General features: G+C 64.9%; 20 protein-coding genes, 2 tRNA genes and 1 pseudogene. 13 read left to right on the forward strand and 10 right to left on the reverse strand.

What is annotated here, in order from left to right:
• A pseudogene (locus WAO18_RS23975) lies at window positions 1-1,533 on the forward strand (cyclase); the annotation flags it as partial.
• 28 nt (window positions 1,534-1,561) lie between these two features.
• Here WAO18_RS23975 and WAO18_RS23980 read toward each other — a convergent pair.
• Both WAO18_RS23980 and WAO18_RS23985 read right to left on the reverse strand, forming a co-directional pair.
• On the reverse strand, window positions 1,562-1,729 hold the full coding sequence (locus tag WAO18_RS23980; protein ID WP_422208720.1) for a hypothetical protein: 168 nt from the start codon (window positions 1,727-1,729) through the stop codon (window positions 1,562-1,564).
• Between the two features lie 154 nt (window positions 1,730-1,883).
• Window positions 1,884-1,959: transfer RNA gene (locus WAO18_RS23985), tRNA-Lys, on the reverse strand.
• 161 nt (window positions 1,960-2,120) lie between these two features.
• On the opposite strand from WAO18_RS23985, the gene WAO18_RS23990 reads away from it, so the two are divergent.
• On the forward strand, window positions 2,121-3,335 hold the full coding sequence (locus tag WAO18_RS23990; protein ID WP_422208721.1) for a L,D-transpeptidase: 1,215 nt from the start codon (window positions 2,121-2,123) through the stop codon (window positions 3,333-3,335).
• A gap of 118 nt (window positions 3,336-3,453) precedes the next feature.
• Complete coding sequence (locus WAO18_RS23995; protein WP_422208722.1) at window positions 3,454-3,642, forward strand: hypothetical protein; 189 nt, start codon at window positions 3,454-3,456, stop codon at window positions 3,640-3,642.
• 40 nt (window positions 3,643-3,682) lie between these two features.
• Here the strand turns inward: WAO18_RS23995 and WAO18_RS24000 are convergent, their stop codons facing one another.
• The 4 genes from WAO18_RS24000 to orn all read right to left on the reverse strand — a co-directional run bounded on the left by WAO18_RS24000 (window position 3,683) and on the right by orn (window position 6,199).
• Window positions 3,683-4,078, reverse strand: a complete 396-nt coding sequence (locus WAO18_RS24000; RefSeq protein WP_422208723.1) for a hypothetical protein — start codon at window positions 4,076-4,078, stop codon at window positions 3,683-3,685.
• A 113-nt stretch (window positions 4,079-4,191) separates the two neighbouring features.
• Window positions 4,192-5,268 (reverse strand): glycoside hydrolase family 19 protein, encoded by a 1,077-nt coding sequence (locus tag WAO18_RS24005; RefSeq protein WP_422208724.1) that lies wholly within the window; start codon window positions 5,266-5,268, stop codon window positions 4,192-4,194.
• Between the two features lie 162 nt (window positions 5,269-5,430).
• Window positions 5,431-5,503 (reverse strand) — tRNA-His (locus tag WAO18_RS24010).
• Between the two features lie 48 nt (window positions 5,504-5,551).
• Window positions 5,552-6,199, reverse strand: a complete 648-nt coding sequence (gene orn / locus WAO18_RS24015; protein WP_422208725.1) for an oligoribonuclease — start codon at window positions 6,197-6,199, stop codon at window positions 5,552-5,554.
• Window positions 6,200-6,315: 116 nt separating this feature from the next.
• Between orn and WAO18_RS24020 the strand changes: the two genes are divergently transcribed.
• Complete coding sequence (locus WAO18_RS24020) at window positions 6,316-7,851, forward strand: helicase HerA-like domain-containing protein (RefSeq protein WP_422208726.1); 1,536 nt, start codon at window positions 6,316-6,318, stop codon at window positions 7,849-7,851.
• A 1-nt stretch (window position 7,852) separates the two neighbouring features.
• On the opposite strand, the gene cmrA is transcribed toward WAO18_RS24020, so the two are convergent.
• On the reverse strand, window positions 7,853-8,656 hold the full coding sequence (gene cmrA, locus WAO18_RS24025) for a mycolate reductase (RefSeq protein WP_422208727.1): 804 nt from the start codon (window positions 8,654-8,656) through the stop codon (window positions 7,853-7,855).
• 24 nt (window positions 8,657-8,680) lie between these two features.
• On the opposite strand from cmrA, the gene WAO18_RS24030 reads away from it, so the two are divergent.
• Window positions 8,681-10,012, forward strand: coding sequence for an MFS transporter (locus WAO18_RS24030; protein WP_422208728.1), 1,332 nt, complete (start codon window positions 8,681-8,683; stop codon window positions 10,010-10,012).
• Window positions 10,013-10,017: 5 nt separating this feature from the next.
• Here WAO18_RS24030 and WAO18_RS24035 read toward each other — a convergent pair whose 3' ends face one another.
• Together WAO18_RS24035 and WAO18_RS24040 are read right to left on the reverse strand one after the other, a co-directional pair.
• A complete protein-coding gene (locus WAO18_RS24035) occupies window positions 10,018-10,773 on the reverse strand; it encodes an MmpS family transport accessory protein (protein WP_422208729.1) in 756 nt (251 codons plus the stop codon).
• A 76-nt stretch (window positions 10,774-10,849) separates the two neighbouring features.
• Entirely contained in the window at window positions 10,850-11,494 is a 645-nt protein-coding gene (locus WAO18_RS24040) for a TetR/AcrR family transcriptional regulator (protein WP_422208730.1), read from the reverse strand.
• Window positions 11,495-11,575: 81 nt separating this feature from the next.
• Here WAO18_RS24040 and WAO18_RS24045 point away from each other — a divergent pair, with 81 nt between their 5' ends.
• From WAO18_RS24045 to WAO18_RS24080, 8 genes are read left to right on the forward strand one after another with little or no spacing between them, the layout of a single operon-like run.
• On the forward strand, window positions 11,576-13,126 hold the full coding sequence (locus WAO18_RS24045; protein ID WP_422208731.1) for a carboxyl transferase domain-containing protein: 1,551 nt from the start codon (window positions 11,576-11,578) through the stop codon (window positions 13,124-13,126).
• A gap of 5 nt (window positions 13,127-13,131) precedes the next feature.
• Window positions 13,132-15,129 (forward strand): biotin carboxylase N-terminal domain-containing protein, encoded by a 1,998-nt coding sequence (locus tag WAO18_RS24050; protein WP_422208732.1) that lies wholly within the window; start codon window positions 13,132-13,134, stop codon window positions 15,127-15,129.
• Window positions 15,122-16,282 carry an acyl-CoA dehydrogenase family protein gene (locus WAO18_RS24055; RefSeq protein WP_422208733.1) on the forward strand — a complete coding sequence of 387 codons (1,161 nt, stop codon included), beginning with the start codon at window positions 15,122-15,124 and terminating at the stop codon, window positions 16,280-16,282. Before WAO18_RS24050 ends, WAO18_RS24055 begins: the two co-directional genes overlap by 8 nt.
• Window positions 16,283-16,340: 58 nt before the next feature.
• Complete coding sequence (locus WAO18_RS24060; RefSeq protein ID WP_422208734.1) at window positions 16,341-16,850, forward strand: MaoC family dehydratase; 510 nt, start codon at window positions 16,341-16,343, stop codon at window positions 16,848-16,850.
• Entirely contained in the window at window positions 16,850-17,668 is an 819-nt protein-coding gene (locus tag WAO18_RS24065) for an HpcH/HpaI aldolase/citrate lyase family protein (protein ID WP_422208735.1), read from the forward strand. The genes WAO18_RS24060 and WAO18_RS24065 overlap by 1 nt, the downstream gene beginning before the upstream one ends.
• A 57-nt stretch (window positions 17,669-17,725) precedes the next feature.
• Entirely contained in the window at window positions 17,726-18,817 is a 1,092-nt protein-coding gene (gene pdhA, locus WAO18_RS24070; protein ID WP_422208736.1) for a pyruvate dehydrogenase (acetyl-transferring) E1 component subunit alpha, read from the forward strand.
• Window positions 18,817-19,872: a 3-methyl-2-oxobutanoate dehydrogenase subunit beta gene (gene bkdB / locus WAO18_RS24075; RefSeq protein ID WP_422208737.1), complete on the forward strand. Its 1,056-nt coding sequence runs from the start codon at window positions 18,817-18,819 to the stop codon at window positions 19,870-19,872. Before pdhA ends, bkdB begins: the two co-directional genes overlap by 1 nt.
• A complete protein-coding gene (locus tag WAO18_RS24080; protein WP_422208738.1) occupies window positions 19,869-21,062 on the forward strand; it encodes a dihydrolipoamide acetyltransferase family protein in 1,194 nt (397 codons plus the stop codon). The genes bkdB and WAO18_RS24080 overlap by 4 nt, the downstream gene beginning before the upstream one ends.
• A gap of 2 nt (window positions 21,063-21,064) precedes the next feature.
• Here WAO18_RS24080 and WAO18_RS24085 read toward each other — a convergent pair.
• Window positions 21,065-21,528: enoyl-CoA hydratase-related protein (locus WAO18_RS24085; RefSeq protein ID WP_422208739.1), on the reverse strand; the 464-nt coding region annotated here is incomplete at its 5' end.

Below are 21,528 nucleotides of genomic sequence, written 5' to 3' on the forward strand. Positions count from 1 at the left end.
GATGATCTGCTGGCCGCTCAGCTCATCGACAGAGTCCGCTTCACCCGGCAACCGGAGTACGTGTTTCATCATCCGTCGATCCGCACGGTGGCCTACGAATCGCAGCCCGAATCGGATCGCGCCGAGCTGCATCGGCGCGTCGCGGCTGCCATCGAGTCGGGTAATCCGGCAACAAGCGATGAAAATGCCACCCTGATTGCCGAGCATCTGGAGGCGGCCGGTGATCGGCGCGCCGCATACGGCTGGCAGATGCGGGCTGCAACCTGGGCGACCAACCGGGACATCAACGCCGCCTGGCGGAGTTGGGAGCGTGCCCGGACGATCGCCGACACTCTATCCGCAGATGATCCCGACCGAACATCCATGCGCATTGCTCCTCGCACCATGTTGTGCGGGATCGCCTGGCGAGTCCATGAACGTGCGACAGGCGCCCGCTTCGAGGAGTTGCGGGAGTTGTGCGCCGCTGCCGGCGACAAGGCTTCACTGGCCATCGCCATGGCGGGGCAGGTGATGGATCACATGCACCAGGCCCGGCTGCACGAGGCGTCGCACCTCGCATCGGAAGCGATGGCCCTTATCGAGTCGCTCGACGATCCGACGTTGACCGTGGGCCTGTCCCTCGCGTCGATCTACGCCAGAGCTGAGTGCGCCGAATGGCCTGACGCCCTGCGGTGGTCGCAGATGGTCATCGATCTGGCCGACGGCGATCCCTCAAAAGGCAATTTCATCATCGGCTCTCCGTTAGCGCTCGCCCTTACGACGCGGGCTACAGCCAGTTATTGCCTGGGGCTTCCGGGATGGCGCGACGACCTGCGGAACGGCCTCGCCATGGCCCGCAGCACCGACCCGATGTCCTACGCCACCGTCGTCACCTACTCGTACTCCGCGGCAATACCGCCAGGCATGCTGAGGCCCGACGATCGCGCGATGGGCGAGATCGAGGACGCCCTGCGAATTGCCGAACAATCCGGTGACGATGTCGCGCTGGCCATCTCCCGGATGACGCTGGGTATTGCGCTGGTGCACCGCCAGATGGACGAGGAGCGTGACCGGGGGCAGCAGATCCTGGCGGAGGTCAGCGAAGTGCTCCTGCGCCGGCGGTTCTTCCTGACTGATCTACCTATCGTCGAGGTCTGCTTGGCTCGTGAAAAGGCTCAACGCGGAGATCGCGATGGCGCCATACCGCGCCTGCGCGCGGCCGCAGACGGCCAGTTCCGCGACGGACGGTTGCTGGGGTGGAGCATTCCGGCGACAGGTGTTCTGGTGGAAACACTGCTCGATCGGGGCGCCGAGGGCGACTTGGCCGAAGCCGAGACCGCGATCGAGAGGTTGGCGGAGGCCACGATCGAGCGGTCAGCCGACGGCGATGGTGGTTTCGCAGTGCGCGAGATCTGGCTCTTGCGGCTGCGGGCTCTCGTGGCGCGGGCTCACGGCGATTCCGCGTCCTACGCGCACCTTCGGGATCGCTACCGCGAGATGGCGAAAACGCTTGGCTTTGAGGGGCATATCGAATGGGCCGAGGCAATGCCATGATGGGCCAGCGCGGGCGGGCTGGGCCCCGTCAGGCAGCTTGAGTGATCGTCACACTGCGGAAGTGCTCGATGCCGTCTTCGTCCGTCAAATCGTGGACCACTTCGGCCAGCTTGGTTCTCACGTCACTCGGCGACGAATACTGCGTAGTCGCCAGCTGACCATCGTCGAACTCGACGGTGATGAGGTAACGGCACATGGTCAGCCTCCTGACTCTTGGTCGGATAACTTAACGCTAACCCGAAATCATCAAACACGCTGGCTGAACGGCTGCGAACCTGCTGTAAGTTTTGTCAGCACCCGGCTGGGCCGGCCATCCCGCGTCTGGCCGACGGGCCAGAGACGTTTTGTGATGGTGCGCCGTCAGGGTTTCGAACCCCGGACCCGCTGATTAAGAGTCAGCTGCTCTACCAACTGAGCTAACGGCGCGTGCATCCCGCTGGACTGCGTTTGAGACAATAACAGTCATTCCATCGGCGGGTGAAATCGTCGAGCTGGACATTGATCGCTGGTGGCTGTTACCGGTCGTCCACGCCCTAGAATACTCGTCAGTAACACACCATTTCACGTCGTGAAGGGGAACAACGCAGGTGGCAAGTCGCTTCAACACGTCTCAGCACGGACTCCGGCGGTGGCTGGCTGTGCTGGTGGTGCCGCTTGCCGTTTTCGGCGCGGGGGCCTGCAGCGGCAACGGCGGCGCTCCGGCGCCCAAAGCCATCATGGACAAGGCCACGCCGTTCAGTGACCTGTTGGTTCCCAAACTCAGCGCATCGGTAACCGACGGTGCTGTTGGTGTCGCGGTGGACAGCCCCGTGACGGTCAATGCTGACGATGGTGTGCTGGCCTCCGTCGAGATGGTCAACGAGAACGGTGGGACCGTTGACGGCCACCTCAGCCCCGACGGCGTGCACTGGGCGACCACCGAGCGGTTGGGCTACAACAGGATGTACACACTGACCGCCAAGGCGCGCGGGCTGGGCGGAGTGGCCACTCGCCAGCTGACTTTCCAAACTCACTCGCCCCACAACCTGACCATGCCGTACGCCATGCCGCACGACGGCGAGGTGGTGGGTGTCGGCGAGCCGGTGGCGATCCAGTTCGACGAGAACATTGGGAACCGTGAGGCCGCCGAGAAGGCCATCGTGGTGACCACCGATCCGCCCGTCGAGGGCGCGTTCTACTGGCTGAATAATCGCGAAGTTCGTTGGCGCCCTGAGCATTACTGGAAGCCGGGAACAACCGTGAACATCGCGGTCAACACCTACGGTGTCGATCTGGGTGACGGGGTGTTCGGCGAGGACAACGTGCGCTCGCACTTCACCGTCGGTGACGAGGTCATCGCGACGGCTGACGACAACACGAAGATGGTGACAGTGCGGGTCAACGGCGAAGTGGTCAAGACCATGCCGACGTCGATGGGCAAGGACAGCACTCCCACCGCCAGCGGCACCTACATCCTTGGCGTGCGATTCGCCCACATGATCATGGATTCGTCGACCTATGGCGTACCGGCAAATTCGCCCAACGGATATCGCACCGAGGTGGATTTCGCCACCCAGATGTCCTACAGCGGGGTATTCGTGCACTCGGCGCCGTGGTCGGTGGGCGCCCAAGGCCACACCAACACCAGCCATGGCTGCCTCAATGTGAGCCCGAGCAACGCCCGATGGTTCTTCGAGCACACCAAACGCGGCGACATCGTCCAGGTGCTCAACACGATCGGCCCACCGCTGTCGGGGACCGAAGGGCTCGGCGACTGGAACATCCCATGGGATCAATGGCACGCCGGCAACGCCAAAGCGTGACACCGATTAGTTACGCCGCATTCGTTATCTAGCAACCTAATTCGCACTCGCGGCACCCCGACACGCCGACTGGGCGGCCGTTCGCGCATGCGCGTCTGACCGCTCCTAATCTATGGGTGTGAATAGAACTCTCGGTCACCAAACCGAGGTGGCCGTCAGTCGCAACGTCCGCGGTCAACTTGCTCTGTTCAGCGGGCACGTCCTCTGGCAAGTGGTCGGCGTCGCGGTTGGCGCAATCGGCTACGCGGCAGAGGCGGGCGGATTCGAGCTCGAGATGCGTAGAGCCGCCTCGCGCAGTCAGCGCTAAGCCAACGCGGCTAGTCAAACGCGCGCCGAATGGCTACTGGTCAACCGGAAGCAGCTGGGCGCACCCAGGTAACGGTGTTGCCGCGGCCGACGTAGCTGAGCTGAATCGATGTGCCGCTGACCTTGAGTGGCACATAAACCAGATCCAGCGGAGGTCCCGGATTTGTCCAATGCAGCCACAGGACACAGTGGTTGGCTTCGCCGGCAGGCACGTGATCCTTCGCCGGGGTGAGTTCCCACGGTTCGTAGCTCCAGGTGCCCGACTGGTTGTTGCCGCCGCGGAATTTCAGCGCACCGCCAGGGTCGAGGGTAGTGACGGTTGTCTCACCCGGCTCAGTCCAGTCTCCGGTGAATTGCTGCGGGCTGAATTGCGCTTGCGCGCAGGCATTGTCGGTGGATACCGGCGACGTGGTTGACGATACCGGGGCGACCCTCACACTGGGTGAGCTCGGTGCTGGTGGATGACTAGTCGGGCTGCACCCTACGATGCCGGCCGCTATGAGGAGCGCGGCCCACCGGGGGATTGGTTTCGGGATGCAACGTGTTTTCATCAGCCAAGCACTCGCAATCCATTGTTGTAGAACTGAGTTCGGACGTCCAACCCGTGTGTTCCACCGTTGACCATCTCAGTGATTCTGACAATATCGCCGGTGTCTGCCACCGCGTTCCCGTTGTGAGTGCTCCAGTACCACAGCGCAGTCTTGAACGCATACTGCGGTTCTGCCGCCAACTCCGGGTGATCGACGAAATCGACGCCGAGATCCTTGCTCATTTGGGTGTAGTTGTATCGGCCGGTGACTTGTATTGCGCCGCGGCCCTTGTACCTTGGTCCGTCACCAGGCTGCGTGTTACCCAGTCCGGTCGAGCCTTCGTACTCGCTGCCGTCGGCATATTCCTCGAATGTGTGGAATCGGTCGGACTCCTCAGCTACCTGGGAGATGAACGCCGCCTGCCGCTGAGGCGTGTTCATGCCGCCCTGCTGCATCGCATCGTTGAGCGGACCCACGATTTCGTCGGCTCGAGCCTTACTCAGGCTTGGGACTATTTGCATCAGCTGGTCAGCCGTGACCGGTTTGTACCCGTCCGCTGGAGGTGGCGCTTGGGGTAGTTCGCGTCCGTTGTCGTCTAGCTTGGCGTCGCCGACCGCGCCTCGGATCGCGGCGGCCAGTTCGTGATCGGTGGTGTGCGCCTTGGCTTTTACGGTGTCGAGCTCGCTCTGCAGGATCTGCTGCTCCAACTGGGCTTCGGTCGCTCCCATCAGCAGCCCGGCGTTGCCGATGTCGACCTTCCAGTCCGGGGTGATGCTGAAACCCAGCCCCTGGGCGGTCCCTTCGACCTCGCGCATCATTCCCTTGGTGATCTGCACGTCCTCCCACGCGTTGCACACCGCCGATGCCACCTGCCGGGATTCGCGTCCGTCGGCCTCGATGTCGGTGCGCGCCCTGCCCAGGCTGTTTTGGAACGCGGCTCCCGCCTCGCCGTCCCAGTCGGAGAGGCTTTGGCCGACCTGACCGAGATCGTCGCCGAAGCTCTGCATGGTGTCCGCGCGTCCGTTGGCGACCTGGAAAACCTTGAGCACCGCGCCAGCGTCCCAACGGCGTACGTCGTCGGGCGTCAGGTCACTCATCTGGGATCAGTCGAGCCATGATGTGCGCCCTCCGCTTTGCGTCGCCTGGAACAGCATAAGTTGCCGCACCAGCCTCGCGTTGCCAGCCAACGCTGCAATAGCGCCGCCAGCCCCCAGCGAAAAGAAAAAGATCAGAGGGCTAAAACGCCCTCTGATCTGCCGGGTGAGTGACGGGACTCGAACCCGCGACATTCAGGATCACAACCTGACGCTCTACCAACTGAACTACACCCACCATCGCTACCGACCGGTCACTCGAGGTGCCGTAGCAGCGCCGTCGATACTAGCCGGTCGAGTCCTCCGCGGGCGAATCTGTTTCCTCCGGCGTGGGCGGTTCAACTCCGAGCTCGTCGGAGACCTCGGCGATCTCGCTGGTCGTGGGGCCCGGTTGCGGTACGAACGCGGTGCGCCGGTAGTACTGCAGCTCACGAATGGACTCGTGGATATCGGCCAGCGCGCGATGGGCCAGGCCTTTGGCCGGCTGACCGTAGTAGATCCGTGGATACCAGCGGCGACACAGCTCCTTGATCGAGCTCACATCGATCATCCGGTAGTGCAGAAACGAGTCCAGTGCCGGCATGTCGCGGGTGATGAAACCACGGTCGGTGGCAATCGAGTTGCCCGCCAGCGGCGCGGTTTTGGCTTGTTTGACGTGTTGACGGATGTAGTCGAGCACTGCCGCCTCGGCGGTCGCCAGGTCGACAGTGGACGCCCGCACCTCGTCGATCAGTCCCGAGCGGGTGTGCATCTGGGTCACTACGTCGACCATCGACGTCAACGCCGCGTCGTCGGCGTGGATCACCACATCGACGCCATCGCCGAGAATGTTCAGCTCAGCATCGGTGACCAGGACAGCAATTTCGATCAACTTGTCCGAAACCAAGTCCAGGCCGGTCATCTCGCAGTCGATCCACACCAGTTCGTCCCGCACAGCGTTCACAGTAGGCAAAGTTAGCTGGCGGCCCTGCAGCCACCCCGCCTGAGCACGGCAGCCAGTAAGGTCGTGCGTGATCGAGACCACGGCAACTAGGGGAGTGACAAGGGTCTATGAGCACTGAATCGACAGCGACCCCCGCAAAGCAGATCGCAGCCGGCTACGCCGTCGAGGGCCAAGCCCTGGAGTTGGGTGCCGTCGTCATCGACGGCAAGACAGACCCGACCGCGCAGATCCGCATCCCGCTTGCCACCGTCAACCGGCACGGTCTGGTGGCCGGCGCGACCGGAACCGGCAAGACCAAGACGCTCCAGGTGATCGCCGAGCAACTCTCGGCAGCGGGCGTGCCGGTGTTGATGGCCGACGTCAAGGGCGACCTTTCCGGTCTGTCGCGCCCCGGTGAAAGCAGCGACAAGGTCACCGCTCGCGCCAAGGAATCCGGTGACGACTGGGCGGCAACTGCCTTTCCGGTGGACTTCCTGTCGCTAGGAACCAGTGGCATCGGCGTCCCGGTGCGGGCCACGATCGCCAGCTTTGGCCCAATTCTTCTGTCAAAGGTATTGGGACTCAATGCTACTCAAGAGTCGACACTTGGATTGATCTTCCACTACGCCGAGCAGAACAACTACGAGCTGCTTGATCTCAAAGACCTGCGCGCGGTCATCGGGAAGCTCACCAGCGACGAGGGCAAGGCCGACTTGAAGTCGTTGGGCGGTGTCTCCGCGCAAACGGCCGGCGTCATCCTGCGCGCCCTGGTCAATCTGGAAGCCGAAGGCGCCGATACCTTTTTCGGTGAGCCGGAACTGAAACCCAAGGACTTGTTGCGGTTTGACGACAAGGGCCGCGGGGTGATCTCGCTGCTGGAACTCGGCGCTCAAGCCGCGCGTCCAGTGTTGTTCTCCACATTCCTGATGTGGGTGCTGTCCGATCTTTTCAAAACCTTGCCCGAAATCGGCGATGTCGACAAACCCAAACTGGTCTTCTTTTTCGATGAGGCGCACCTGCTGTTCACCGATGCGTCGAAAGCGTTCCTGGAGCAGGTGGAGCAAACGGTCAAGCTGATCCGCTCCCGGGGCGTCGGCGTGTTCTTCTGCACCCAGTTGCCCACCGATGTGCCCAACGAGGTGCTCTCTCAATTGGGCGCGCGCATCCAGCACGCCCTGCGCGCGTTCACGCCAGATGACCAGAAGGCCCTGACGAAAACTGTTCGCACCTACCCGAAAACCGATGTCTACGACTTGGCCTCGGCGTTGACGTCGCTGGGCATCGGCGAAGCAATCGTCACCGTGTTGTCGGAGCGTGGTGCCCCAACCCCGGTGGCGTGGACCAGGCTGCGCTCACCGCGATCGCTGATGGCCGCCCTCGGTGATGACGCGATCGGCACCGCGGCCAAAGCCAGCCCGCTGCAGGCGACCTACGGTGAGACCAAGGACCGGGAATCGGCGTACGAGAAGATCGAGGCCGAAAAAGCAAAGGCTCAAGCCGAGCAACCTGCGCAAGCGGGATCGAAGAACGCGCCCGAAGCCGCGAAAAAGCCTGGCTGGTTCAGTCGATTCGTCAATAGTCGCGGCTTCCAGACCTTCCTCAAGGCGTTGGGCACCGAGATCATTCGCAACATGTTCGGCGGCGGCAGCAAGCGCCGTCGATAGATCAGCCGCCCATCTTCTTGTAGAAGCTTCCGACGATCGGCGCGACGATGGCACGTGGCGCGTACTGACTTGCCACCGACATCGCCTTGGACGTCACGCCAGGCACTACACGCATCTTGTTGCGCGCCAAGGCATCTAGCGACTTCTTTGCGGTGTACTCGGTGGATATCCACAGAAAGTCCGGTACCAGCTTCTCGACGATCGACGCCTCGGAGGGGTCCGGTAGTTCGGTGCGCACCGGGCCCGGGGCCAGCACCGTCACGTGCACACCGGTTTTGCGCAGTTCGCCGCGCAACGACTCGCTGAACGTGTTCGCGAACGCCTTCGTCGCGGCATAGGTCGCGTTGTAGGGGATCGGTGAATTGCCTGCTGCCGAACCGGAAATCAAGATGCCGCCGGCATTGCGCTCGATCATCCCGGGCAGCACCGCCAACACCAGGTCGTGTACCGCGACCGCGTTCAGCTGTACCTGGGCCCGCTCGGTGGCGGGGTCCAGAGTGGAGACCGAACCGAAAGTGGCTGTACCGGCGTTGGCGCACAGGATCGAGATATTCCGGGCGGCCAGCTCGTCGACCAATTTCGCGCGCTCGGCCGTATCGGCGAGATCGGCGGGGTGCACTTCCACGGTGACGCCGTATTTCTCGGTCAGGCTGCTGGCCAGGGTGTTGAGCAGATCTTCGCGTCGCGCGGTGATGATCAGGCTGTGGCCGCGTGCGGCCAATTCGGTGGCCAACGCTTCGCCGATGTTCTGCGAGGCTCCGGTAACAACGGCACGAGCATCGGGGCTGGGGGCGGGTACCGGCATGCGCCAATGGTAGACAGACCAACGATGCCTGATTCCAGCAGTGACGATTCGCCACGATCTGAGCGAGCCCGGGCGCTGGCATGGGCGCTGTGGGACACCGGATCGGCCGGCGTGAGTGCTGTAGTGGTGACGTTCGTGTTCTCCGTCTATCTGACCGGCACCGTCGGCAAGGACTTGCCCGGTGGCGTACCGCCGGCAAGCTGGCTGGGTCGCGCGCTGGCGATCGCCGGAGTGACAATCGCTGTGTTGGCACCGCTGATCGGTGTGTGGGTGGAGAACTCGCGACGGCGACGCATCGCCTTGACCGTGCTGACCGGCATGGTGGTCGGCTTGGTGAGCGCCATGAGCCTGATCCGCGACCGCCCGGAATACCTGTGGCCGGGGCTGGTGTTGCTGGCTGCCGCCGCGGCGTGCGGCGATCTGGCCAGCGTGCCCTACAACGCGATGCTGCGTCAGCTTTCGACGCCGCAGAACTCCGGCCGGATCTCAGGTTTCGGCCTGGCGGCGGCCTTCGTCGGCAGCGTTGGACTTTTGGTGATCGCCTACTTCGGCTGCATCGCGGGCAAGGGAGACACCCGCGGGTTTCTGGATCTACCCATCGGTGACGGCATGAACGTGCGGATAGCGATGCTGGTTGCTGCGGGTTGGTTTGTGGTGTTCTCGATGCCGTTGCTGCTGACCGCGCATCGGTTGCCTTCGCCGCCGGAGGCATCGAGTCCCGCCCGCGGCGTCTTCGGTAGCTACCGCAAGTTGTGGCGCGACCTGGTCACCGAGTGGCACCGCGACCGCAACCTCGTCTACTACCTCATCGCCAGCGCCATCTTTCGCGACGGCCTGGCCGGCGTTTTCACCTTCGGCGGCGTAGTGGGCGTCAACGCCTACGGGATCTCGCCGGCCGACGTGCTGATCTTCGGGGTGGCAGCCAGCGTGGTGGCGGCGCTGGGCGCCGTCGCGGGCGGGTTCTTGGACGACCGGATCGGCTCCAAGCCGGTCATCATCGGATCGCTGGCCAGCATCATCGCGGCGGCGCTGGCCATGATGGTGGTGTCGGGTCCTCGTCCGTTCTGGATCACCGGGCTGCTGTTGTGTCTGTTCATCGGACCGGCCCAGGCATCGGCGCGAACGCTGCTGCTCAGGATGTCCAGCGATGGAAAGGAAGGCGTGGCCTTCGGCCTCTACACGATGACCGGACGCGCGGTGTCGTTCGTGGCGCCCTGGCTGTTTTCGGTGTTCGTTGACGCCTTCGGGGCGGTGCGCGCCGGTATGGGCGGCCTGTGTCTGGTGATGGTGGTTGGGCTGATCATCCTGCTGATGGTGCGTGCCCCGCACCGAATCGCCACGGCAGACGCGGGCTGAGCGCTCTAGCCTGACCCGTTGCAGATCGTCAGCCCGGCGCCGCTGCGCTGGTTGATCTCGACTCCGTCGACCGTTACCGAGCACGTGACGTCGTGCCCGATGTTCACGATGGTGACGTTCGGCGTCCGGTTGCCCGACTCCGGCAGGCTCACTTCCTTGGTCCACGGCAACGCGACGTTGAATTCGGTCTGCATCATTCCGTCGTTGTCCACGTAGGTGATGCTGATGGCGCGGCCGTCGCCGCTGACGTTGTAGACCACGGTCTGCATCGCGCCCGCTTCACCGGGCTGGCTGGGTTCGGTGGTGGCCGGCTCGGGTGCGGCGGCCGAGGGCGACTGCGATGTCGACGTCCTCGGCGCCGGGTTTTGCGAGCTCGACGTCGAGGGCAGTGCCGGCACCGCCGTTTGCCTACTGGCTGTGCCGTTGGCGATCACCAGCGCGATGACCAGTCCGACGACCAGCACCACCGCCGCGACTGCGGCGATCCATAGCCAACGCGGTGCTTTGGGTCGCCCGGGCTCGGGCTCATCGGGCGGCTGATCCGGCGGAAACTGACCCTGCTGCCAGTGCCTGGGGAGTTTCTCAGTGGGGTGCACGGAGTTCGGATCGGGCGGCGATCCGGGGTAGTACGGGGGCGGATAGAACGACTGCCCGCTGTAAGCCGGGTCGGTGTACGACGAATAGGGCTGGCGCAACCGTTGGGTTTGGTCAGTCCACTCCTGGGCTGAACGGGTGTCTTCGGGATGACGTCGATCGCTCATGCCCACCTCATTTCTGCAGGGTACCTGCAGCGCAACCGTCGGCGGCGAAACGTCCGGTGAACAGTGCCAATGCCGGTTAATCCGGGGCGGCGTCGACGGTCAATGCGGCGACCGTCATCGCGCGCATCACCGCACGTGAGCGCGCCGTCCGAGCCGCCTTGCCGTCGGACGGCTTCAGGCTGTGCGGAGTGGAGTTGAGCAGGCCGAATGCGGCGTGCGCCATCAGCCGGGCGTCGGTTTCGGCAAGCTCTGGATCGAGCTCGCGCAGCACGCCCACCCACACCTCGACGTATTGACGTTGGGCCCGTCGCACCTGGCGTTCGGCCGCGTCCGGCAGGTAGGCCAGGTCGCGATCCTGAATGCGGATGAGGTCGGGCTCACCCAGTACGAAGTCGAGGTGAAAGTCGATCAAGCCGTCCAGCGCCGCGGTGGCGGTCTGTCGGGACCGGACCTGGCGGGCGCCCTCGAGCAGGCGAGTGCTGATCCCGACCAACAACTCGACCAGCAGCGACTCCTTGTTGGGGAAATGCCGGTAGATCGCCGGTCCGCTGACTCCCGCTGCGGCGCCAATGTCTTCGAGCCGCACCGCCGAAAATCCGCGCTCGGCGAACAGCCGTTCCGCGGCGGCCAGCAGTTGCAGGCGTCGGTCTGACTTGCGCCGACTGCGCGGGTTCGGTGCTGGGGTTCGGTCGCTGCCGTCGGCCGCAGCGGACACTGCCATCCCGCCTCCCTAGACACTTCGGTTAATCGCCACTAACATAGCACGAGTTAGTGACCATTAACCCAAATTGGCGTGCAACCGATGACCTCTGCAGCGGAGAACCGCGACGCGCACACCGCGCTCGTCGGGCAGTTACGCGACAAGCTGGCGGCGGCCGCCCTTGGTGGTTCGGAACGCTCCCGCACGCGCCACGTCGACCGCGGCAAGCTGCTGCCCCGGGATCGTGTGGACGGGTTGCTCGACCCCGGTAGTCCGTTGCTCGAAATCGCGCCGCTCGCCGCCGACGGCATGTACGACGACGAATGTCCCGGCGCCGGCATCATCACCGGCATCGGCAGGATCTCAGGCCGCGAATGCATGATCGTTGCCAACGATGCGACGGTCAAAGGTGGTACCTACTACCCGATTACGGTCAAGAAGCACCTGCGAGCGCAGGAGATCGCCAGCCAGAACCGGCTGCCCTGCGTCTACCTGGTGGACTCCGGGGGCGCCTTCCTGCCCCGGCAGGACGAGGTGTTCCCGGACCGCGACCATTTCGGCCGAATCTTCTACAACCAGGCCAATCTCAGCGCTCAGGGCATCCCTCAGATAGCGGCGGTGCTGGGATCGTGCACAGCGGGCGGCGCCTACGTCCCCGCCATGAGTGACGAGGCAGTGATCGTTCGCAACCAGGGCACCATCTTTCTGGGGGGACCACCGCTGGTGAAGGCGGCCACCGGCGAGGTCGTGTCGGCCGAGGATCTCGGTGGGGGAGAACTGCATTCGAAGATCTCCGGCGTCACCGATCATCTGGCGCACGACGACCGCGACGCATTGCAGATCATCCGACGCATCGTCTCGACGCTGGGGCCGCGCGGGCAGCGGATCTGGGATGTGTTGCCCACGGTCGACCCGATTGCCGATCAGTCGGAGCTGTACGACGTGGTGCCGGTCGACCCCCGGATTCCCTACGACGTCCACAACGTCATCAGCCGACTTGTCGACGGCGGCGAATTCGTCGAGTTCAAAGCCGAATACGGCAATACGCTGGTCACCGGGTTCGCCCACGTCCACGGCCATCCAGTCGGCATCGTCGCCAACAACGGGGTGCTGTTCTCCGAATCCGCGGTCAAGGGTGCGCATTTCATCGAGCTGTGCGACAAGCGGATGGTGCCGCTGTTGTTCCTGCAGAACATTTCCGGGTTCATGGTGGGTCGCGACTACGAGGCCGGCGGCATCGCCAAGCATGGCGCCAAGATGGTGACCGCAGTGGCCTGCGCGCGGGTACCCAAGCTCACCGTCGTGATCGGCGGATCCTACGGCGCGGGCAACTACTCGATGTGTGGGCGGGCGTATTCACCGCGCTTCCTGTGGATGTGGCCGAACGCCCGGATTTCGGTGATGGGCGGCGAGCAAGCCGCATCGGTACTAGCGACGGTGCGCGGAGAGATGAGCGCCGAGGAGGAAGAAGCGTTGAAGGCCCCGATCCGCGCGCAATACGAACACCAGGGCAACCCGTACTATTCGACGGCCCGACTCTGGGACGACGGTGTCATCGATCCAGCCGACACCAGAACCGTTGTCGGTCTTGCACTTTCGGTGACATCCACCGCGCCGGTCAACCCGGTTTCATACGGCGTTTTCCGGATGTGAGCGCGATGGGTATCGACACGGTTCTGGTCGCCAACCGGGGCGAGATCGCGGTCCGGGTCATTCGCACTCTCAAGGCGATGGGCCTCCGGTCGGTCGCCGTGTACAGCGACGCCGACGCCAACGCGCGCCACGTCGCCTCGGCGGACCTCGCGGTCGCGATCGGCCCGGCACCCGCACGGGATAGCTATCTGAACATCGCCACGATCGTCGACGCGGCCGTGCGCACCGGAGCTCAGGCCGTGCACCCCGGCTACGGATTCCTTTCGGAAAATGCAGATTTCGCAGCCGCATTGGCGGCCGCGGGAGTGACGTTCATCGGGCCACCGGTGGGTGCCATCCAAACCATGGGCGACAAGATCGCCGCCAAGAGCACGGTGTCGGCCTTCGGTGTGCCCGTGGTCCCCGGCATCGCGCGGCCGGGGCTCAGCGACCCAGAACTGATCGCCGCCGCTGACGAGATCGGCTACCCGGTGCTGGTCAAACCTTCCGCCGGTGGCGGCGGCAAGGGTATGCGCATGGTTGAGCGGTCGGCCGACCTGCCCGCCGCGCTGGTCAGCGCCCGCCGGGAGTCGGCCGCCGCGTTCGGCGACGACACGCTGTTTCTCGAGCGATTCGTGCTGCGCCCCAGGCACATCGAAGTCCAGGTTCTGGCCGATACCCACGGCAACGTCGTGCACTTCGGCGAGCGGGAGTGCAGCCTTCAGCGCCGGCATCAGAAGGTCATCGAGGAGGCTCCGTCGCCACTGTTGGATGCCGAGACGCGAGCGCGAATCGGCGCCGCCGCTTGCGATACCGCCCGGAGCGTCGACTACACCGGCGCGGGCACGGTGGAGTTCATCGTCTCAGCCGATCGCCCAGAGGAGTTCTTCTTCATGGAGATGAACACCCGGCTGCAGGTCGAGCATCCGGTCACCGAGCTGGTCACCGGATGGGATCTGGTCGAGTGGCAAGTTCGGGTCGCCGCGGGGGAGAAGCTGACCGTCGACCAGGCTGATATTGCGTTACAGGGCCACGCGATTGAAGCGCGGGTCTACGCCGAGGATCCGGCGCACGGCTTCCTGCCCACCGGCGGCGACGTGCTGGCCGTACTAGAGCCCGATGCGACGGGCGTGCGGATTGATTCGGGTGTGTCCGCGGGAATGGTCGTCGGCAGCGATTACGATCCGATGCTGGCGAAAGTGATTGCGCACGGCCCGGATCGAGCCGCCGCGCTGCGAACTCTGGACCGTGCCCTGGCCGACACCGCGGTACTCGGGGTGATCACCAACATCGACTTCGCCCGCTTTCTGCTGGCCGATCCCGATGTCGTCGCGGGCCGGCTCGACACCGGGCTTTTGGACCGCCGTGCCGGCGATTTCGTCGCGGCACCGCCCGCTGACGAACTATTCGTCGCGGCCGCGGCAGTCCACTGGTTGCGATGCTTCCCGGCACCGGGCGCCGACCTGTGGGAAGTTCCCTCCGGGTGGCGGGTCGGGCGGCGAGCGCCGGTGAGCATCCGACTGCGGTCCGGTGAGCGCACTGACCACGTCCACATCTCGGGCGCCCCGGACGCTGCCGAGGTCCGCATCGAGGATGGCGAATCCCGTTCGCTGCAGGCTGCTTTGGCAGGTGAGCGGTTGACGGTCACTCTCGATGGCGTGCGTGCCACGTACACGGTTGCCCAGGCAGACCGCAAGACATGGCTGGCCGGCGACGGAGTGTTCGCGGTGCTCGAGGAGGTCCGCGAAGCGCCGGTGCGTGCCGACGAAGAGCACAGCGGCGACGCCGAATTGACCAGCCCCATGCCCGGGGCGGTCGTCGCGGTGAGCGTCGAGGATGGCGCTGAGATCGAGGCGGCGATGGTTGTCGTCACGGTCGAAGCGATGAAGATGGAGCACGCGCTGACGGCGCCCATCGGCGGTGTCGTCGAACTCCTCGTCGCCGTGGGCGACCAGGTCAAGGTGGGCCAGTCGCTGGCTCGAATTATCGCTAATACAAATACAGAAGCTGAGGACCATGAGTGATTTCCTGTCGACCGGGACGCTCCCGGACGAATACCAGCAGTTGGCCAAGACGGTCCGCGACTTCGCCCAAAGTGTCGTCGCTCCGGTGGCAGCCCGGCACGACGCCGAGCACTCCTTCCCGTATGAAGTGGTCGCCGGCATGGCCGAGATGGGTCTGTTCGGTCTGCCGTTCCCCGAGGAATGGGGCGGCATGGGCGGCGACTACTTCGCCCTGTGCCTGGCGCTGGAGGAGTTGGGCAAGGTCGACCAGAGCGTGGCGATCACGCTGGAGGCCGGTGTATCACTGGGCGCCATGCCCGTCTACCGGTTCGGCACCGATGCGCAAAAGCGGGAATGGTTGCCGGAGTTGGCCAGCGGTCGCGCCCTCGGTGCGTTCGGTTTGACCGAGCCGGGCGGTGGCACCGACGCCGGCGCCACCAAGACCACCGCGCAACTCGACGACGGCCAGTGGGTGATCAACGGCTCCAAGCAGTTCATCACCAACTCCGGGACCGACATCACCAAGCTTGTCACCGTCACGGCGGTGACAGGCGAGCGCGACGGTAAGAAATTGATCTCGTCGATCCTGGTTCCGGTGCCGGCACCGGGATTCACCGCCGAGCCCGCCTACGACAAGGTTGGCTGGAACGCCTCGGACACTCATCCGCTGAGCTTCGACGACGTGCGGGTGCCTGAGGAGAATCTGCTCGGCGAGCGCGGTCGCGGCTACGCCAACTTCTTGCGCATTCTCGACGAGGGCCGCATCGCGATCGCCGCGCTGTCGACCGGTGCTGCGCAGGGGTGCGTCGACGAGAGCGTCAAGTACGCGCGTGAACGCGAAGCATTCGGGCAGGCGATCGGCCGATACCAGTCCATTGCGTTCACCATCGCGCGGATGGAAGCCCGCGCCAACACCGCCCGCACCGCCTACTACGACGCCGCGGCGCTGATGCTGGCCGGAAAGCCGTTCAAGAAGCAGGCGGCGATCGCCAAGCTGATCGCCAGCGAGGCGGCCATGGACAACGCCCGAGATGCCACCCAGATTCACGGCGGCTACGGGTTTATGAATGAATTCACGGTGGCCCGGCACTACCGGGACAGCAAGATTCTCGAGATCGGCGAGGGGACGACCGAAGTGCAGCTGATGTTGATCGCCCGCGAGGTTGGGCTGTGAAGTCGAGCGAGCGGAACGAGCGCCAGCGAGTCACTGGAACGAGACGAACGGTGGGCCTGTGAGCGGAGAGAACGGTGAGCAACCGGTCAAGACGATCGTTCAGCGCGGGTTGTGGTTCGAGGAATTCGAGACCGGCGTGCGCTATCTGCATCGTCCGGGCCGCACCATCACCGAGGCCGACAACGTGTTGTTCACGACTTTGACCATGAATACCCAAGCGCTGCATCTTGATGCCGCATTCTCCGACGCACTGCCGCCCTTCAATCAGCGGTTGGTGAATTCGATGTTCACCCTGTCGACCCTGGTCGGGTTGTCCGTTGCGCAGCTGACCCAGGGCACCATCGTCGGCAACCTCGGCTTCTCCGAGATCGCCTTCCCGAAGCCGCTTTTCCACGGCGACACCCTCTACGCCGAAACCGTCATCCTCGAGAAGCGGGCCTCCAAGAGCCGGCCAGGGGAGGGCATCGTGACGTTCGCGCACACCGGCCGGAACCAGCATGACGAGGTGGTCGCCACCGCGAACCGCAAGACCCTGGTGCGCATGCAGCCCGCGGAGGCTACCGACTGATGGGTCTGCGAAATCCAGGACCGGCATGGCTGTTCTGCCCGGCCGACCGTCCTGAGCGTTACCAAAAAGCCGCGGCCGCAGCCGATGTCGTGATCCTCGACCTCGAGGACGGTTGCGCGGCCGCCGACCGGCCTGCCGCACGACAGGCGCTCATCGACGTGCAACTCGACCCGGCTCGCACCGTGGTGCGCGTCAACCAATTCGGCACCGCCGACCAGGAGCTCGACCTCGAGACGTTGAAAAGCACCCCGTACGACACCGTGATGCTGCCGAAATGCGAAGCGGTCGAACATATCAGCGCACTGGCGCCGCTGGACGTGATCGTGCTGGTCGAGTCGCCGAAGGGCGCCCTGGTCGTCACGGAGACGGTCCAGGTAGACAACGCGGTCGCGGTGATGTGGGGCGCCGAGGATCTGTTCGCGGTGCTTGGCGGCACCGCGAACCGCTATCCGGACGGCAGCTACCGCGAGGTCGCCCGTCACGTCCGCTCGCAGTCGCTGTTGGCGGCCAAGGCCTACGGTCGCCTCGCGCTGGACTCGGTCTATCTCGACATCAAAAACCTCGATGGGCTGCGCGCCGAGGTCGACGACGCCGTCGCTGTGGGCTTCGACGCGAAGGTTGCTATCCACCCCAGCCAGGTGCCCGTCATCCGGGCCGGATATGCGCCGTCATCTGACCAGGTCGAGTGGGCACGACACGTTCTTGCCGCAGCCGTCGATGAACGCGGTGTCTTCGCATTTGAGGGCATAATGGTGGATGCGCCCGTGTTGCGGCGAGCCGAGCGGATCGTGCACCTGGCAGGTGAAGCCGGCTCGTAGCAGCCTCGGTATTGGGGTTTGCTCTGACCCGCCGCACGCCTGCGCGTAGGAGGCGGCATGGCCGAGGTCTCTCACCCGCCGATGACTGTCGACCTCGAGCCGGTGCAACTGGTCGGCCCGGACGGATCGCCGACAGCGGAATCCCGCTACAGCCGCGAACTACCCGCCGAGACACTGTGCTGGCTCTACGAGATGATGGTGGTCACCCGCGACGTGGACGCCGAATTCGTCAACTTGCAGCGGCAAGGTGAGCTGGCGCTGTTCGCGTCGTGCCGCGGCCAGGAGGCCGCTCAGGTCGGCGCGACGGCCTGCCTGCGCAAGACCGACTGGCTGTTTCCCCAATACCGCGAATTGGGCGTCTATCTCGTCCGCGGCCTCGCCCCCGGCCAAGTCGGCGCTGCCTGGCGCGGAACATGGCACGGCGGGCTGGATTTCACCAAAAAGTGCTGTGCTCCCATATCGGTTCCAATCGGCACCCAGACGTTGCACGCCGTCGGCGCCGCGATGGCTGCCCAGCGGCTTGGCGAGGATTCGATCACGGTGGCTTTCCTCGGCGACGGCGCCACCAGTGAAGGCGACGTCCACGAGGCACTGAACTTCGCGGCGGTGTTCAAAGCGCCGTGTGTGTTCTACGTGCAGAACAACCAGTGGGCGATATCGGTTCCGCTGCACAGTCAAACCGCCGCACCGTCCATCGCACACAAGGCAATCGGGTACGGCATGCCCGGCGTCCGGGTGGACGGTAACGATGTGTTGGCCTGCTACGCGGTAACGGCGGAAGCCGCCGCGCGGGCCAGAGCCGGCGACGGGCCGACGCTTATCGAGGCAGTCACGTATCGGCTTGGGCCGCATACCACTTCCGACGACCCGACGCGATATCGCAGCCAAGAAGAACTGGATCGCTGGCAGGCGCTGGACCCGATTCCGCGCTACCGCGCGTACCTGGACGGTCAGGGACTGTGGTCGCGGCGACTCGAGGACAGGATCGCCGCGCGGGCCAAACGGTTGCGCGCCGATTTGCGCGACGCGGTGTTCGCCGCACCCGACATCGACATCGACGAAGTCTTCACCTCGGTCTACGCGGAGATGACGCCCGGCCTTGAGGCCCAACGCCAGCAGTTGCGCGCTGAAATCCTGCGGGAGGCATGATGACTCAGATCGCCGAACCGCCAACATTCCGGCCGGCCGCGGTGCCGGAAGCGCCGCCGACCGAAACGCTCACCGCGTCGCCGTTGACCATGGTCCAGGCGCTCAACCACGCACTGCACGACGCAATGGCCGCCGATGACCGGGTGCTCGTCTTCGGTGAAGACGTCGCAACGTTGGGCGGAGTCTTCCGGGTGACCGAAGGCCTGACCGCAACATTCGGACCGCAACGCTGTTTCGACACCCCGTTGGCCGAGTCCGCGGTGATCGGTATCGCGGTCGGGCTGGCGCTGCGTGGATTCGTACCGGTGCCCGAGATCCAGTTCGACGGATTCTCCTATCCGGCATTCGATCAGGTGGTCAGCCATCTGGCCAAGTACCGGACCCGGACCCGCGGCCAGGTCAACATGGGAGTCACGGTGCGGATCCCGTCATTCGGCGGGATTGGCGCCGTCGAGCATCACTCGGAGTCCACCGAGTCATACTGGGCGCACACCGCTGGCTTGAAAGTGGTTGTGCCATCGACGCCATCGGATGCCTATTGGTTGCTGCGCCACGCCATCGCGTGTCCGGACCCGGTGATGTTTCTGGAGCCCAAGCGACGGTACTGGGGTCGCGAAGTCGTCGACACGACCCGCCCCGGCGCGGGAATCGGGCAGGCGATGGTGCGTTGTTCCGGTACCGATGTCACCGTGCTGACTTACGGCGGCCTGGTAGGTACCGCGCTGGCGGCCGCGGAAATGGCTGCGCAGCAACATGGTTGGAGTCTCGAGGTCGTCGATCTGCGGTCGCTGGTTCCGCTGGACTTCGACACGGTAGCCGCGTCGATTCGCCGGACTGGGCGATGTGTGGTGCTGCACGAGGGACCACGGAGCCTCGGCTACGGGGCGGGGCTGGCAGCCCGCATCCAAGAGGAAATGTTCTACGAACTCGAAGCACCGGTGTTGCGCGCCTGCGGGTTCGACACTCCGTATCCGCCGGCGCGACTGGAGAAACTGTGGCTGCCCGGACCGGACCGACTGCTCGATTGCGTCGAGCGCGCACTGGAGCAACCATGAACCCGGGGCCGGCCGATGACCACGTCAAGATATTTGTCGTGCCCGATCTCGGCGAGGGTCTGGAAGAGGTGACGCTGACCTGCTGGCTCGTCGCCGTCGGCGACACCGTCGAACTCAACCAGCCGTTGTGCTCGGTGGAAACCGCCAAGGCCAACGTCGAAATCCCCAGCCCGTATGCGGGCCGGATCGTCCAAATACGTGGCGCCGAAGGTGACGTGCTGGCGGTCGGCTCGATGCTGGCCCGCATCGACAGCGCGCCGGCGACCAACGGTGAGCTATCGACCCGAAAGCCGGTACTGGTCGGATACGGCGCCGACGACGCGCTGGACACCAGTCGAAGGCGCCCCAAAGCCAAACCGAGCGTGCGGAAACTGGCTGCCGACCTGTTGGTGAACCTCAACGACGTATCGCCCGGCGACGACGGTCTGATCAGTCGCGATGCGGTGCTGGCCGCTGCCGGCGTCGGCGCTGAACGGCCCGGCGTCTCCTATGATGTGCTGCCGGTCCGCGGAGTGCATGCACATATGGCAGAGCGAATGGCATTGTCTCGCAGCAATATTCCCGATGCACACGCGAGTGTGAACGTCGACTGCACGGCTTTGGTACGGCTTCGGGATCGGCTGAGCCCGCTCGCCGGGGAGGCCGACGAGGTCATCCCGCCGTTCGTGCTGACTCTGCGATTACTCGTTATCGCGTTGACGCACAACAAGATCCTGAATTCCACCTGGGTGGATGGTCCTGACGGCGGCCAGGTGCACTCGCACCACGCGGTCCACCTGGGCTTCGCGGTCGCGACTCCGCGCGGCCTGCTGGTCCCGGTCGTCGCGAACGCACAGGACAAGACCACCCGCGAACTCGCCGACTCCGTGGCCCGGCTGATTCGGGATGCCCGGGCCGGCACTCTGAAGCCGGCCGAGCTGACCGGCTCCACGTTCACCGTGTCGAACTTCGGGGCCCTTGGGCTCGACGGCGGCGTACCGGTGATCAACTACCCCGAAGCGGCGATCCTCGGCATGGGGTCATTGAAACCGCGGCCGATGGCAGTTGAGGACAGAGTGGTCGTCCGCCCGCAGATGACGCTGACGTGTGTGTTCGACCACCGAATCGCCGACGGCGCCAACGCTGCTCAGTTCCTGGGCGAGCTGCGCGGGCTGATCGAATCGCCGGAGACCGCGCTGCTCGACCTATAGGACTACTTCCGCTTCGCCGCGGCCAGTCGGGCGGCGAATTCGGGTGACTGAATCGAGGTAGCCTGCGGTCCGAGTTCGGTGTCCTTGGCAAGCTCGTGCTGGTCGACATCGAGTGATCCGGGGTTGACCGTGGCGCGCATGGTGGCCTTGGTGGCCAGCACAACATCGCGCGGCGCAGCCGCCGGGCCGGTCGCCAGCTCCAAAGCGGCGGCAACCGGATCGTCGGCGACACTGAGTGCCAAGCCATGTCGCACAGCGGATTCGGCGTCGAAGCGCATGCCGAACAGCAGCGCCGCGCGGGCCACCTGCGGTCCGACCCCACGCTGCAGCATCCACGTCGCGCCGCCGCCCGGGTGAATTCCCAGCTTCTGAAAGCGGGCGTCGAACAACGCTTTTGGCCCGGCGATCCGCACATCGGCGGCCAGCGCCAGGTTCAGACCGGCGCCGACGGCCGGCCCGTTGACCG

Source organism: Mycobacterium sp. (assembly GCF_049278535.1).
Classification (GTDB): Bacteria; Actinomycetota; Actinomycetes; order Mycobacteriales; family Mycobacteriaceae; genus Mycobacterium.